General features: G+C 69.4%; 13 protein-coding genes. 6 read left to right on the forward strand and 7 right to left on the reverse strand.

The genetic code is table 11. The annotated features are described in order from the left end of the window. Positions 1-36: 36 nt before the first annotated feature. Both SK854_RS22895 and SK854_RS22900 read right to left on the reverse strand, forming a co-directional pair. Positions 37-507, reverse strand: a complete 471-nt coding sequence (locus SK854_RS22895; protein ID WP_319977131.1) for a GNAT family N-acetyltransferase — start codon at positions 505-507, stop codon at positions 37-39. After that, positions 507-1,037, reverse strand: a complete 531-nt coding sequence (locus SK854_RS22900; protein ID WP_319977132.1) for a DUF4232 domain-containing protein — start codon at positions 1,035-1,037, stop codon at positions 507-509. Before SK854_RS22900 ends, SK854_RS22895 begins: the two co-directional genes overlap by 1 nt. Before the next feature lie 109 nt (positions 1,038-1,146). On the opposite strand from SK854_RS22900, the gene SK854_RS22905 reads away from it, so the two are divergent. Next, a complete protein-coding gene (locus SK854_RS22905; RefSeq protein ID WP_319977133.1) occupies positions 1,147-1,734 on the forward strand; it encodes a PadR family transcriptional regulator in 588 nt (195 codons plus the stop codon). Then, positions 1,734-2,876, forward strand: a complete 1,143-nt coding sequence (locus tag SK854_RS22910) for an FAD-dependent oxidoreductase (RefSeq protein WP_319977134.1) — start codon at positions 1,734-1,736, stop codon at positions 2,874-2,876. The genes SK854_RS22905 and SK854_RS22910 overlap by 1 nt, the downstream gene beginning before the upstream one ends. Here SK854_RS22910 and SK854_RS22915 read toward each other — a convergent pair. Both SK854_RS22915 and SK854_RS22920 read right to left on the reverse strand, forming a co-directional pair. After that, the gene (locus SK854_RS22915; RefSeq protein WP_319977135.1) at positions 2,861-3,532 is read right to left on the reverse strand and encodes a response regulator; all 672 of its coding nucleotides are present in this window, start codon (positions 3,530-3,532) and stop codon (positions 2,861-2,863) included. The genes SK854_RS22910 and SK854_RS22915 overlap by 16 nt on opposite strands. Beyond that, positions 3,529-5,085 (reverse strand): sensor histidine kinase, encoded by a 1,557-nt coding sequence (locus tag SK854_RS22920; protein ID WP_319977136.1) that lies wholly within the window; start codon positions 5,083-5,085, stop codon positions 3,529-3,531. The genes SK854_RS22915 and SK854_RS22920 overlap by 4 nt, the downstream gene beginning before the upstream one ends. A gap of 181 nt (positions 5,086-5,266) precedes the next feature. Here SK854_RS22920 and SK854_RS22925 point away from each other — a divergent pair, with 181 nt between their 5' ends. Genes SK854_RS22925 through SK854_RS22935 form a run of 3 tightly spaced genes read left to right on the forward strand, consistent with a single transcriptional unit; the run spans position 5,267 to position 8,194 of the window. Then, positions 5,267-6,217: a Bug family tripartite tricarboxylate transporter substrate binding protein gene (locus SK854_RS22925; RefSeq protein WP_319977137.1), complete on the forward strand. Its 951-nt coding sequence runs from the start codon at positions 5,267-5,269 to the stop codon at positions 6,215-6,217. Beyond that, the gene (locus SK854_RS22930; RefSeq protein WP_319977138.1) at positions 6,214-6,705 is read left to right on the forward strand and encodes a tripartite tricarboxylate transporter TctB family protein; all 492 of its coding nucleotides are present in this window, start codon (positions 6,214-6,216) and stop codon (positions 6,703-6,705) included. The genes SK854_RS22925 and SK854_RS22930 overlap by 4 nt, the downstream gene beginning before the upstream one ends. Then, on the forward strand, positions 6,698-8,194 hold the full coding sequence (locus SK854_RS22935) for a tripartite tricarboxylate transporter permease (RefSeq protein ID WP_319977139.1): 1,497 nt from the start codon (positions 6,698-6,700) through the stop codon (positions 8,192-8,194). The genes SK854_RS22930 and SK854_RS22935 overlap by 8 nt, the downstream gene beginning before the upstream one ends. Here the strand turns inward: SK854_RS22935 and SK854_RS22940 are convergent. Then, positions 8,191-8,781, reverse strand: a complete 591-nt coding sequence (locus tag SK854_RS22940; RefSeq protein WP_319977140.1) for a TetR/AcrR family transcriptional regulator — start codon at positions 8,779-8,781, stop codon at positions 8,191-8,193. The two genes, SK854_RS22935 and SK854_RS22940, sit on opposite strands and share 4 nt — an antisense overlap. 10 nt (positions 8,782-8,791) lie before the next feature. Then, positions 8,792-9,583 (reverse strand): SDR family NAD(P)-dependent oxidoreductase, encoded by a 792-nt coding sequence (locus SK854_RS22945; RefSeq protein WP_319977141.1) that lies wholly within the window; start codon positions 9,581-9,583, stop codon positions 8,792-8,794. 110 nt (positions 9,584-9,693) lie between these two features. Here SK854_RS22945 and SK854_RS22950 point away from each other — a divergent pair, with 110 nt between their 5' ends. Continuing rightward, a complete protein-coding gene (locus SK854_RS22950; RefSeq protein ID WP_319977142.1) occupies positions 9,694-12,678 on the forward strand; it encodes a BTAD domain-containing putative transcriptional regulator in 2,985 nt (994 codons plus the stop codon). Here the strand turns inward: SK854_RS22950 and SK854_RS22955 are convergent. Then, complete coding sequence (locus SK854_RS22955) at positions 12,650-13,381, reverse strand: hypothetical protein (protein ID WP_319977143.1); 732 nt, start codon at positions 13,379-13,381, stop codon at positions 12,650-12,652. The genes SK854_RS22950 and SK854_RS22955 overlap by 29 nt on opposite strands. Between the last annotated feature and the right edge of the window lie 45 nt (positions 13,382-13,426).

Consider the following 13,426-nt stretch of genomic DNA (forward strand, 5'->3'; position numbering starts at 1 on the left):
CGAGCGCCACCAGAACATTTAACACACCGGACACGATCACACGGGCTTTGTGTAGCGGTGCGCCGGAACCGGGATCGGCCCGTCCGGATGCGGTGCCTGGTGGTCGAACAGGCCTTCGTCGGTCCAGCCCTGCCGTTCGTAGAACCGCCGTGCCCGCGCGTTCCCGGCGACGACGGCCAGCCACACGCGGGCGTGCCCGTTCGCCGCCACCTCGCTCTCCGCGGCGGCCAGAAGTGCCTGCGCGACACCGGATCCACGATGGCCGGCCGAGACGTAGACCTGTTCGACCTCGTCCCCGATCACCATCACGAACCCGGCGACCTCGCCGTTCACCGTCGCGACCGTGGTGTGGTCGACGTGCTCCAGCGCGCGTGGCTCGAAGGTCTCCTCCGGCCGTGCGTCGACGAGCCGCTGCGGCACGTTGCCGAGGTGCGCGTCGCACCAGCCCGGATACCAGATCCGGGCCACCGCGGCGGCGTCGTCCGAGGTGGCGCGCCTGATCTCCATCACTGGCGGTACCAGGCGCGAACGCCCAGGCGCCCGGTGCTGCCGAGGTCGACGAGGATGCGCCCCTGCGGCGTCGTCGCGACCAACGGCTGCCACGCGCCACCCGGCGCGGCCGCCATGTCGACGTGCTTGCCGACCTGCGGCGGGTCGGCCGACGCGTGCGTGTTCCGCCACACGAACGCGCTTTTCGCCCTCTCACCAGGCTGCACGGTGATCGGCTGCGGCGCGTCGTCGAAGCCTTCGAGCGACGCGATGCCGCCCGAACCGTCGAGGATCTCGACGTCCAACGGCTCGCGCTCCTCGCCGAACAGCTTGACCTGTGGATACCCGTTGAGCTGCAACGGTTCCGCACCGCAGTTGACCGCTTCGACGGACATCACGCGCAGGCCCATGGCCGCGTCCGTGACGTTCGTGACGAACCGCAGACCGGTGTCGCACGACGGAGTTTCCGTCGCCTGCGCACCCGTTCCGCACGCGACCAGGCCGACGAGCGCGGCGAAGACGACCAGAATTCTGCCCCCAGATCTCATGCGGCCGATGCTGCCACAGACCGGAGATGGTCCGCCGAAACCTTCACAACTCAAATGGTTGACATCAACTAGTTAGAGTCGGATAGTCGACATCAACCAAGGAGGACGCATGCGGCGCAAGGTGTCGAACCCGCTGGCGCTGGCGGTGCTGGCACATCTCGTGATGGGCCCCATGCACCCCTACGAGCTGGGCAAACAGCTCAAGGACACCGGCAAGGACCGCAACATCAAGTTCAACCGCGGCTCGCTCTACATGGTCGTCGAGCAGCTGCGGAAGGCCGGGTTCGTCGCCGAGCAGGAGACCGTCAAGGACACCCAGCGGCCCGAACGCACGATCTACGCGCTGACCGACACCGGGCGCGACGAGCTGCACGACTGGATGCGCGAGCTCGTCCGCGACCCGGCGCACGAGTACCCGCAGTTCGGCGTGGCGTTGTCGCTCATCTCGGTGCTGGACCCGGTGGAGTCCGTCGAGTTGCTGAAAGCCCGTGCCGACGCGCTGACGAAGGACCTCGACGAGACGCGCGCGATGGTCGGCAAGGCGACCGCCGACGGCGTCCAGTGGATCTTCCTCGTCGAGGAGGAGTACCGGATGTCGTTGGTGGAGGCCGAACTGCGGCTGGTCGAGAAGCTCACGGGGGAACTGTCGAAAGCCGAGTACCAGCACCAGTGGCGGGAATTCTTCGGGAGGGAATGATGAAGGCTTTGGTCATCGGGGGCGGCATAGCGGGCCCGGTCACCGCGCTCGCCTTGCGGAAGGCCGGTATCGACGCGGTGGTCTTCGAGGCGTACGACACGACCGCGGACGGCGTGGGCGGCATGTTGACCGTGGCGCCCAACGGACTGGCGGCGCTGAAGATCGCGGGTCTGGGTTCGGACTTCGGCGATCCCTTGCGCCACATGGTGATGGCCGACGCACAGGGCAGGACGCTGGGGCGCATCACCGGGGGCACCAGCCGGGTCGTGACGCGGGCCGAGCTGTACCAGCGGCTGCGCGAGCTGACGGTCGCCCAACGGATCAAGGTGGAGTACGGCAAGCGTCTCGTGGACGTGGAGAGCCACGAAAACGGTGTCACGGCGACGTTCTCGGACGGCACCAGCGAATCGGGTGACCTGCTGGTCGGTGCCGACGGCATCCGCTCAGTGGTCCGCGGCATCATCGATCCCGACGCTCCGGAACCCGAGTACGTCGGCCTGCTGGGATTCGGCTCGTACGCGGAGAACAGCGGCGTGCACGGCGATCCGGAGACGATGTACTTCGTGTTCGGCAGCTCGTTCCTCGGCTACTGGGAACTACCGGACGGCACCATCGCGTGGTTCAACAACCTCGCGGTCCCGCAACCGATGACGACGGCCGAGATCGCCGCGGTCCCGGCCGAGACCTGGATGGCACGGCTGCGCGAGGCCTACGGCGACGACCTGCCCGCCAAGCAACTCCTCGCGCACAGCGAGACGGTGATCGGCGCAGGCCCGCTGGAGATCATGCCGAGCGTGCCGCGCTGGCGCCGCGACCGCCTGGTGCTGGTGGGGGACTCCGCTCACGCCCCGAGCGCCAGTTCCGGTCAGGGCGCGTCACTGGCGGCCGAGTCGGCGGTGCAGCTGGCCCGCTGCCTGCGCGACATCCCTGATCTGACCGAGGCTTTCGCGACCTACGAACGGCTCCGGCGTCCCAGGGTCGAACGGATCGCAGCACGCGCGGCACGCACCAACAGCAACAAGCGCGGCATCGGCCCGATCACCCGGCTGCTCATGCCGATCATGATGAAGGCCTTCGGGGCCAAGGCGTTCACGAAGGACCAGAACTACCGCATCGACTGGGACGCTCAGGTCAGCCGATAGCCGTGCGCCGGGCGGTTCGCCATGCCGTACCGCGGCTGCACCTCCGCCTTGCCCATGGTCACCAGGTGCTCCAGATAACGGCGCGCGCTCACGCGCGACAGCCCGGCCCGATCCCCGACCTCCTGCGCCGAGAGATCGTTCTTGCTGTCCCGCAACGCTTCCGTCACCAGCCGCAACGTCACCGCGGACAACCCCTTGGGCATGGCCAGGGCGCGCGGCCGGTGGTGCATCAGCGAGTCGACCTCGTCCTGGTCCAGCACCTGCCCCAGCCGCTGCACCTCGATGCGCTGGGCGAGGTACTCCCGCATCCGATCGAGGAACGCGGTGCGCGTGAACGGCTTCACCAGGTAGTTGTCCACGCCGCGGGACATGGCCTGCCGCACGGTCTCCCGTTCGCGGGCGGCCGTGACGGCGATGACGTCGACCGGCGGCCCACCGCGAGCGCGCAGCCGTGACAGCACCTCGAGCCCGGACATGTCGGGCAGGTGGATGTCGAGCAGCACCAGATCGGGCCGCAACGCCTCCACGGCCCGCAACGCCTCACCGCCGCGGTGCGCCTCACCGACGACCTCGAACTCGGGCATCGCCTCCAGGAACCCGCGGTGGATCGCGGCCACGGCGAAATCATCATCGACAACGAGCGTTCGCACGCTCATCGGTTCCCCGTTTCCGGCAGCCACACGTCGAACGACGCGCCGCCGAGTTCCGAGTCGGTGATCGCGACCCGGCCGCTGCGCCGGGTCACCACCCTCGACACCAATGCAAGACCTATTCCTCTGCCGTGCGCGCCCTGGACGTCCTTCGAGCTGACACCCAGGTCGAAGATGCGGCCGCGTTGCGACTCCGCCACTCCCGGCCCGTCGTCGTCCACGACCACCCGCACTCCGCTCACCGACGAGCGCACCAGCACCCGCACGGTTCCACCGGTCTCCACGGCGTCGACCGCGTTGTCGACCAGGTTTCCCAGCACGGTCAACGCGTCGTCGCCCGCACGAATGTCGACGGAGCTGCCGGGATCGAGCCGGAGCTCCACACCTCGTTCGTGCGCGGTGGAGGATTTTGCCAGCAACAGCGCCGCGAGGGCAGGGTCCGCGTTCGCTCCGTCGATGATGTCGGCCGTGACCGACCCGGCGCCACCGACCCGTTCGATGTAGGCGACGGCGTCGGGGCCGCGGTCGAGATCCAGCAGACCACCGATGACGTGCAGGTGGTTCGAGAACTCGTGGGCCTGCGCCCGCAGCACCTCGGTGACGGTGCGCTGGCCGTCCAGCTCGCGCAACGCGTCGTGCAGTTCGGTCCGATCGCGCAACGTCAGCACGACGCCGACCGCGCGGTCGTCCGTCTTGGCCGTCATCCGGTTCGCGACCAGAACCCGTTCGCCCGCCAGCACCAGCCGGTCCGCGACGTCGTCGTCCCCTCGCGCCAGGTCGAGCAGGCCGTCGTCGAGCACCTCCGCCGCCGGTTGCCCGCTCGGGTTCTCCGCGAGGCCCAGCAGCCGCATCGCCTCGTCGTTGACCAGCACCAGCTTCTCCTGGTCGTCCACGGCGACAACGCCTTCGCGGATGCCGTGCAGCATCGCGTCCCTGGTCTTCAGCAGCTGCGCGATCTCGGCGGGTTCGAGCCGGAACGTCCGCCGGCGCACGTGCTGCGTGATCAACGCGGCGCCGAGCACGCCGACCAGCGCGGCCGCGGCGAGCCAGCCGATCAGCTCCGGCAGGTCCTCGGCGAGGTCGGCGGACAGCTGGCTCTCCAGGATGCCGACCGACGCGATGCCGATGATCCGGCCGTCCGCCGCGCGCACCGGCACCTTGGCGCGCAACGACGTGCCGAGCGTGCCCGTCTCCGTGCCGACGAAGACCTCACCGGACAGCGGCGTGCTCGGGTCGGTCGAGACGCGCTCGCCGATGCGCTTCGGGTCGGGGTGGGCGTAGCGGACGCCGTTGTGGTCGGTGACCACCACGTACGTCACGTTGGACGCCTTGCGGATCAGTTCGGCCAACGGCTGGATCGTCGCGGGTGGGTCAACGGAATCGAACGCCTCGATGACCGTGGGTAGCCGCGCCACGCTCTCCGCGACGGACAACATCCGGTCCTTGTAGGAGTCGCGAATCCGGTCGCTCTGCAGTTTGGCCGCGAGCAGGCCGGCGGCACAGGTCGTCATCAGCACGATGACCACCTGCAATGCCAGCAGCAAGGCTCCAAACGACACAGACCGACGGAACATGGATGGAATTCTGACGCATCAGCTGTGAAACAGGTCACGAACTAAACGACCAATACGGAACTTACGACCTAACCCTTACGAGGCACCCGCCAGTTACCTAGCGTCCCCGCCCAACGTTCGCAACGAAGCGAGGAGTAACTCGATGGGTACGGCATGGAGACGAGCGGTGGCGGTCGCTGCCGCCGGACTGGTGCTCGCGGGATGCGGTCAGGGGGCGAAGAGCGCGAGCGGCGGTGACTCCATCGCGAAGCTGGAGATCATGGCGCCCGCCGACCCCGGTGGTGGCTGGGATCAGACGGCACGGGCGATGCAGTCGGCGGTGAGCGGCGCCAAGCTCGCGAACTCCGTGCAGGTCACGAACGTCGGCGGCGCGGGCGGCACGGTCGGCCTGCAGAAGCTCCTCAACGAGCGTTCCGAGTCGTTCCTGATGATCACCGGCCTGGTCATGGTCGGCGCGGTGGAGACCAACGCGTCGCAGGCCCGGCTGGAGGAGACCACTCCGATCGCGCGGCTGACGGCCGAGGACGAGGTCGTCGTGGTGCCCGCCGACTCGCCGCACAAGACGATCGACGACCTGCTGGCCGCGGTCAACGAGAAGGGCAAGGGAGTCTCGATCACCGGCGGTTCGGCCGGCGGCACCGACCACATCCTCGCCGGGATGCTGCTCAAGGCGAAGAACATCGACCCGTCCAAGCTGAACTACGTGCCGTACTCCGGCGGTGGCGAGTCGCTGGCGGCGTTGCTGGGCAAGAAGGTCGACGCGGGCATCTCCGGCATCGGCGAGTACAAGGAGCAGATCAAGGCGGGCAAGCTGCGCGCGCTCGGCACGTCCGGCCCGAACCCGGTCCCCGACCTGAACGTGCCGACGTTCAAGGACCTGGGTGTCGAGCTGATCAACTGGCGCGGCGTCGTGGCGCCCGCGTCGATCACGGCCGAGGCCAAGACCCGCCTCACCAAGCTCGTCACCGACATGCACGCGAGCCAGCAGTGGAAGGACGAGCTGGCCAAGAAGGGCTGGACGGACACGTTCCTGACCGGCTCCGAGTTCTCCACGTTCATGGCCAAGGAGATCGGCCGCGTCAAGCCCGCACTGCAGGACATCGGGCTCGTCAAGTGATTGCCGCAAAAATCGAGGAGTACGCGTTCGGCGGTCTGGTCGCGTCGATCGGGGTCTTCACCCTGATCGACGCGGGCACGATCGCCGCGCGCGACGACAACGCCGTAGGACCACGCGCGTTCCCTTACGCCGTGGGGATTCTGCTCGTCGCGACGGGCATCGCGGCCATCATCGCGACCGCCCGCGGAAAGCTCGGCCAGGCCGAGGAGGGTGAGGACGTCGACGAGAACGTCCGCACCGACTGGGTCACCGTGGGCAAGCTGGTGGCCGTGCTGATCGCGCACCTGGTGCTGATCGACCTGATCGGCTGGCCGGTCGCGGCGGCGCTGCTGTTCTTCGGCGCGGCCTGGTCTCTGGGCGCGATCTGGTGGAAGGCACTGCCGATAGCGATCGTGTTGGCTCTCGTCGTGCAGGTGGTGTTCGCGTACGGCCTGGGCCTCTCGCTGCCGGCCGGGATCTTCGAAGGGGTGCCGTTCCTCGATGGATAGCATCACCATGCTGCTGGAGGGTTTCGCGACCGCCGCGCAGCCCGAGTACCTGCTGTACGCGCTGCTGGGCGTCACGCTCGGCACGGCCGTCGGCGTGCTCCCCGGCATCGGACCGGCGATGACGGTGGCGTTGCTGCTACCGCTGACGTACACGCTGGAACCGACCGCCGCGCTGATCATCTTCGCGGGCATCTACTACGGCGGCATGTACGGCGGCTCGACGACGTCGATCCTGCTCAACACCCCCGGAGAGTCGGCGTCCATCGTCACCGCCCTAGAGGGCAACAAGATGGCGAAAGCCGGCCGGGGCGCGGCGGCTCTGGCGACGGCGGCGATCGGGTCGTTCGTGGCGGGCACGATCGCCACGGTGCTGCTCACCCTGCTGGCGCCCGCCATCGCGGACGTCGCGGTGCAGCTCGGCCCCGCCGACTACGTGGCGTTGATGGTGGTGGCGTTCACGACCGTGGCGGCACTGCTCGGGTCCTCCCCCGTGCGCGGCCTCGCGTCGCTGGGGCTCGGCCTGTTCATCGGTCTCGTCGGCACCGACACGTTGTCCGGTCAGCAGCGCTTCACCCTCGGGGTGGCGACGATGGCCGACGGGATCGACGTGGTCGTGGTGGCGGTCGGTGTGTTCGCGGTCGGCGAGGCGCTGTACGTGGCGTCGCGGCTGCGGCACGGGCCGATCGAGGTCATCCCGATCGGCGGCAAGTGGATGACGCGCGAGTTCTGGGCGCGCTCGTGGAAACCGTGGCTGCGCGGCACGTTCATCGGCTTCCCGATCGGCACCGTGCCGGCCGGTGGCGCGGACGTGTCGACGTTCCTGTCGTACGCGGCGGAGAAGAAGCTCGCGAAACGGCCGGAGGAGTTCGGCAAGGGCGCGATCGAGGGCGTGGCAGGTCCGGAGGCGGCCAACAACGCCGCCGCGGCAGGCGTTCTGGTGCCGTTGCTGACTCTCGGGCTTCCCACGACCGCGACGGCCGCGGTGATCGTGGCGGCGTTCCAGAGCTACGGCATCCAGCCGGGACCGTTGCTGTTCACCAACAACGGCCCGATGGTCTGGGCGTTGATCGCGTCGCTGTACATCGGCAACGTGATGCTGCTCGTGCTGAACCTGCCGCTGGTGAAGATCTGGGTGAAGGTGCTGCAGATCCCGCGGCCGTACCTCTACGCGGGCATCCTGCTGTTCGCGGCGCTGGGCACCTACGCGGTGAACTTCGTCGTGGACGACCTGATCGTGCTGCTGGTGATCGGTGTGATCGGCTTCTTCATGCGGCGCCACGGTTATCCGGTCGCACCGCTGGTCGTCGGCCTGATCCTCGGGCCGATGGCGGAGGAACAGGTCCGGCGCACGCTGCAGATCAGCGAGGGCGACCTCAGCGCGTTGGTGACCAGCCCGTTCGCGGCGGTCGCCTACAGCATCCTGGTCGTGCTGCTCGCGGTCGCGGTGGTGCTTCGGTTGCGCCGCAAGAAGACCGACGTGACGGTCTAGTCCCGCACGGCGGCAAGCGCTTGTTCGTACAGTTCGAACGCATCAGCCTTGCCGCCGTGGCGGACCCACAGCTCCGACGCGGTGTCGACGCACGCGAACACCGTCGCGATGACGCCCATCGCGCGGGCGTCCGGGATCTCGCCGGACTCGATGCCCATCCGCTTCTCGATCACGGGCACGAGCGAACGCTGCCACCTCAGCCGCTTCTCCAGGTACCTGGAGTGCAGCGACGGGTTGGTGAAGATCAGCCCGGAGATCTCCAGCACCCGCTGCGGGGTGTGGTTGCCCGCGGTGAGCAGCGTGGTGAACCCGGCCCGCAGAGCGTCCCAGGTGGACATCCCGGGATCCTGCGCCTCGACCGTGGCGACCAGCAACTCGCCCAGCGCGTCCTGCTCGCCGCAGACGAGGTCTTCCTTGGTACCGAAGTACCGGAACAGCGAGCGCTGCGACACGCCCGCCCTCGTGGCGACCTGGGCCATGGTGGTCGCCTCGTACCCCTGCTCCGCGAACAGGGTCAGCGCCGTGTCGACGATCTCGGCGACCACGGCCTGACGCGACCGGTCCCACAGCGTCGACGACTTCTCCATGAACCCCACTCTATCCGCGTTGCACCATCCGCCCGATCATCCGCGCGCCCATCGCACGGGAGGTCAGGTGGCGGCCGGCGAACGCCAGCACCCGGTTCATCCGGCCCGAGATGACACCGACCGGCGTGACCCGGCGGTCCAGCGCGCGCAACGCGGTCTCGACGACCTCGCCGGAGGTCTGCATCCGCAGGCCTCCCGTCATGTCCTCGCTGCCGGAGACCTCGAAGAACTCGGTGCGGGTCGCGCCGGGTGACAGGACCATGACGCGCAGGCCCGTGCCGCGCGACTCGACCCACAGGCCCTCGGTGAAGCTCACCACGAACGCCTTCGTCGCGCCGTAGACCGACGACCAGGGCGTCGCCTGGTAGGCCGCCATGCTCGCCACGTTCACGAGGAAGCCGTGACCGTTGGCGCGCAACGACTCGATGAACGCCCTGCTGATCTCGACGACGGCGTTGACGTCGACCGCGACCTCCTGCCGCAACCGTTCGGGCTCCTCCTCGTGGAACGCCCCGAAGTTCCCGAACCCGGCGTTGTTGATGACGCTGGTGACGCCGAACTCGGCGACCTCCGCCGCCAGCCGTTCGCCGATGCCCGGCTGGGCGAGGTCCGCGGCCACGACGTGCACGGTCACGCCGTGCGCCGCCCGCAGCTGTTCGGCCAGTTCCTCCAGCCTGTCCTTGCGGCGCGCGACCAGCACGAGGCTCGATCCCCGTGCCGCCAGCCGCCGCGCGAACTCCGCGCCGATGCCTGAACTCGCCCCGGTGACCAGCACCGTCTGCTTCCTGAAGTCGACTCCCATGCCGACAGCGTACGCCTGGTTGGCAGTCACTGCCAACCTGTCTTTTTCTGCCCGAATACGTCCGTAACGTTGCCGGAGGAGCGACGATCTTGGGGCGTGGGAGGACAACGGTGATCCGGCGGCCCCGGCTCGAAGGGCTGCTCTGCGCGACGAGGCTCACGACGCTCGTCGCCCCCGCCGGGTACGGCAAGACGACACTTCTGACACAAGCGCACACCGACCGTCCGGTCGTGTGGCACACCTGCCAGGAAGGCCAACGGCTGGTGCAGCCGATGGCGTCCGCCCTGGCAGCCGGGTGGACCAGCGTGCCGTCGGTGTCCGGGGAGGACGAGGCCGGACGCGCGCACGCCCTCGCCGGGCTGCTGGCCGACGCCTGGCCGGAGGACGTGCTGATCGTTCTGGACGACATTCACGTGCTGAGACAGGAAGATTCGGCCGTTCAGCTGCTGGAGGCGCTCTGCCTGCAGCTGCCGCCGAGTGCTCGGCTGGTGCTGTCCGGACGGACGCCGGCGCCGTTCTCGTTGCGACGTCTGAAGGTCGACGGCGAACTGACCGAGATCACCGCGGCACAGCTCGCGTTCACGACGGAGGAAACCGCTGTGGTCGCCGGGAACGACGTGCACGACGTCACCGGCGGCTGGCCGATCGCGGTGCGGCTGGTGGCGGAGACGGGAACGGTCGAGGAGCTCGGCGACCTGGTGGACGAAGTCGTGGGCAGAGAACCACAACAGACCCGTGAGCTGCTCAGGACCGCGGCCGCGTTCGACCGGTTCACCATCGATCTGCTGACGTCGCTGGGACATGCGAAGGCCGCGGTGATCCTGCCCGATCTGGCCCGGCGCGGGCTGTTCGTGGAACACGTCCGCGCCGAACCGGGATGGTTCGCGCTCGTTCCGCTGGCGCGGGAGTTCCTGGAACCTGAGGCAGGAGTGCACGCGGCGGCGGCGCGCTGGTTCACCTCACGGGGTGAGTACGTCCGCGCGGTGGATTCCCTTGCGGCGCTGGAAGACTGGCCCGGCGTCACGGCGTTGCTCGGCGACGTGCTGCGAACGCGCGGCGCGGACGCCGTGCTGACCGCGACAAGCCTTGTGCCAGAAGAAGAACGCACGGCCGAGGTCTGGCAGCTCGAAGGCGTCGCGCACCAGTTGCGCGGCGAGTGGCTGCCGGCGGCGGACCGGTTCGCCCAGGCCACCGCGGACGGCCTCACCGCCGAACTGGCCTGGCGCATGGCGTGGATCCAGCACCTGCGCGGCGGGCCGCAGGACGCGCTGAAGATCTGCGACGAGTACGTGCCGGACGGCGCCGATCCCGAGGCGGAGTCGATGCTGCTGAGCACCGCCGCGAGTGCGCACTGGGCGTTGGGAGATCTGGATTCGGCTGCGGGGAAGGCTGTTGCCGCGTTGGAGATCGCCACGAGCGACGGTGGCATGGGCACCGCCCACACCGTTCTCGCGATGGTCGCCGCGGCACAAGGAAAACGTGACGAACTGACAGAGCACTACGACATCGCGCTCGACCACGCGCAGAAGGCCGGCGACGTGCTCGGTGTCATCCGCATCCGCTCGAACCGCGCGTCGCACCACGTCGAGGCGGGTGAGCACGGGGCGGCGTTGCGGGAGATCGAGGAGATGCTGCCGCTCGCGGACGTCACCGGGTTCGCCACCTACCGGGCGATCGGGCTGCACAACCGCGGCGAGGCGTTGCTCGGCCTCGGCAGGCTGGACGAGGCGGCGGCCGATTTCCACGCGGCGCAGAAGGTCTTCGACCAGGCCGGGAGCTGGCTCGCGGCGGCACCGCTGGTCTACCTGGGCGAGGTGCACCGGCTGCGTGGCGACCGCGCGCTGGCGGCGTTCGCGTTGCACGAGGCACTCAGGCTCGCGGCGGCCAAGAACACCGTGCCACATCTGGTCCTCGCTCATGTGGGGCTCGCCGAGCTGTTCTCCGGCGACGACCCCGACCTGGCTCGTGAGCACGCCCGCAAGGCGTTGGAGCTGGGAGAAAGCGTGGCGGCGCTGCTCGTGCTGGGGTGGCTCGACCACGACAAGGGGCTGTGCCAGGAGGCGGCGGAGATCGCGACCCGGCGAGGTGACCGGGCAGGGTTCGCGCGGTCGTTGCGGCTGCGGGGAGTGCTGGAACGCGACCCGGTGCTGCTCGACCAGGCACTGACGTTGTGGCGCGAGATCGGCAACCCGCTCGGCGAGGTCCGGGTGCGCACGGCTCAGGCGGCGCTGATCGGTGGTGCGGCGGGAGAACAGCTGGCCCTGGAGGCACGGCAGCAGGCCGCGGATCTCGGTGCGCGGGTGCTCGCCGAAGCCGCCGCAGGTGTCGCCGAGACGTGCCGGAAAGCGGCCAGACCGGCGTTGTTCATCCAGACGCTGGGCGGGTTCCGGGTGCTGCGCGACGGCGAACCGCTGCCGCCCGCCGCCTGGCAGTCGCGCAAGGCCAGGGACCTGGTGAAGATCCTCATCGCGCGGCGCGGGCGGCCGATCACCCGTGAGGCGCTGGGAAACCTGCTGTGGCCGGACGAGGAACCCGAGAAGGTCGCGAACCGGCTCGCGGTGGCGTTGTCCACGGCCCGCAGCGTGTTGCGGGCCGGCACGGGCATCGTGGCCGAGGGTGACGCGATCCGGCTCGACCCGGACGTCCTGCCCGTCGACGTGGCCTCGTTCCTGGCCGACGCGCGGGCCGGACTCGCTGCGGCACAACGGAACTCGTCCGAGGCGCAGTCACTGCTCGCGGCCGCCGAGTCCGCGTACCACGGCGACTTCCTGGAGGAGGACCCGTACGAGGACTGGGCGGCCCGGTTGCGCGAGGAGGCCCGGCTGATCTACCTGCAGGTGGTGGCGGTGCTCGCCGCACGGGCCGAGTCGAGTGGGGAGCACGCACTGGCAAGCAGGTACTGCCTGCGCGTGCTCGAACGCGACCCGTACGACGAGCCGGCGCACCTGATGCTGGTGCGCGTCCTCGCCGCGGCAGGGAGTCATGGCGAGGCTCGGAGGAGCTACCAGACCTACGTCACGCGGATGCGGGAGATCGAGGTCGACCCGCATCCGTACCCCGGGGTCTTCAGTGGGAGCACACGACGTAGGGCGTGATCGACCAGCGGATGGCCTGGCCCTGCGCGTCCGTTCCCTCACCGGTGACGGTCGCGCCGGCACCGGCCGGGGTGACGTCCTCGATGATCCCGCCGCCGACCGCGCCGCCGGCACTGACGACCTGCTCGTCACCTTGACAGGCAACGGACTTCGAGGCGGTCTTGGTGACCACGACCGTGGGAGTGCCGCCGCGCAGGACCAGTCCCGCCCGCGTGCCGCAGATCGCGTGCGCCGTGACGTCGCCGCCGGACGTCTCGACCAGTCCGCTCTTGAGGTTGCTCTTGGGCGCCATCTTCGTGAAGTGCCCGCCGGAGGTCTCGCCCCCGACACCGAGCGCCTTCTTGGTGCCGGGGCAGGACGCCTCGGCGTTGTTCGTGCCGCTCTTGGACACCAGCGTGAACTCACCGGGCGCACAGGTCGCCCGCACCGTCACCGTCCACGGCTGCACGGTCCCCGCACCGTGCTCGACCGCCGTGACCTCGGCGCTCGTGAGGTCGTCGCTCGGCCGCACGCGCGTGATCGTCGTCCGCTCGCCGGTCACCGCGCCGCCCGTGCCGACGACCTTCGTGCCGTTGGGGCAGTTGACCGAGACCGTCTTGCCCGCCGACGTGGGCGCGCTGGTGGCCTGCACCGTCACGACCTCCGTGCTCGCGTTCGCCACGCCCGGACTCGCCAGAGCCAGCACGAGCAGGGCCGTGCTCATCACCTTCACGTTCATCCCCCTTCGGGTCCGCGGGCCTGGTCAGCC

It is taken from the genome of Lentzea sokolovensis, from assembly GCF_033949975.1.
GTDB lineage: Bacteria > Actinomycetota > Actinomycetes > Mycobacteriales > Pseudonocardiaceae > Lentzea > Lentzea sokolovensis.

Coding starts and splice junctions, on each gene's coding strand:
- SK854_RS22935 (WP_319977139.1), top strand. CDS start 6,698: ATGGATAGCATCACCATGCTGCTGGAGGGTTTCGCGACCGCCGCGCAG.
- SK854_RS22940 (WP_319977140.1), bottom strand. CDS start 8,781: ATGGAGAAGTCGTCGACGCTGTGGGACCGGTCGCGTCAGGCCGTGGTC.
- SK854_RS22955 (WP_319977143.1), bottom strand. CDS start 13,381: ATGAGCACGGCCCTGCTCGTGCTGGCTCTGGCGAGTCCGGGCGTGGCG.
- SK854_RS22895 (WP_319977131.1), bottom strand. CDS start 507: ATGGAGATCAGGCGCGCCACCTCGGACGACGCCGCCGCGGTGGCCCGG.
- SK854_RS22900 (WP_319977132.1), bottom strand. CDS start 1,037: ATGAGATCTGGGGGCAGAATTCTGGTCGTCTTCGCCGCGCTCGTCGGC.
- SK854_RS22905 (WP_319977133.1), top strand. CDS start 1,147: ATGCGGCGCAAGGTGTCGAACCCGCTGGCGCTGGCGGTGCTGGCACAT.
- SK854_RS22945 (WP_319977141.1), bottom strand. CDS start 9,583: ATGGGAGTCGACTTCAGGAAGCAGACGGTGCTGGTCACCGGGGCGAGT.
- SK854_RS22910 (WP_319977134.1), top strand. CDS start 1,734: ATGAAGGCTTTGGTCATCGGGGGCGGCATAGCGGGCCCGGTCACCGCG.
- SK854_RS22915 (WP_319977135.1), bottom strand. CDS start 3,532: ATGAGCGTGCGAACGCTCGTTGTCGATGATGATTTCGCCGTGGCCGCG.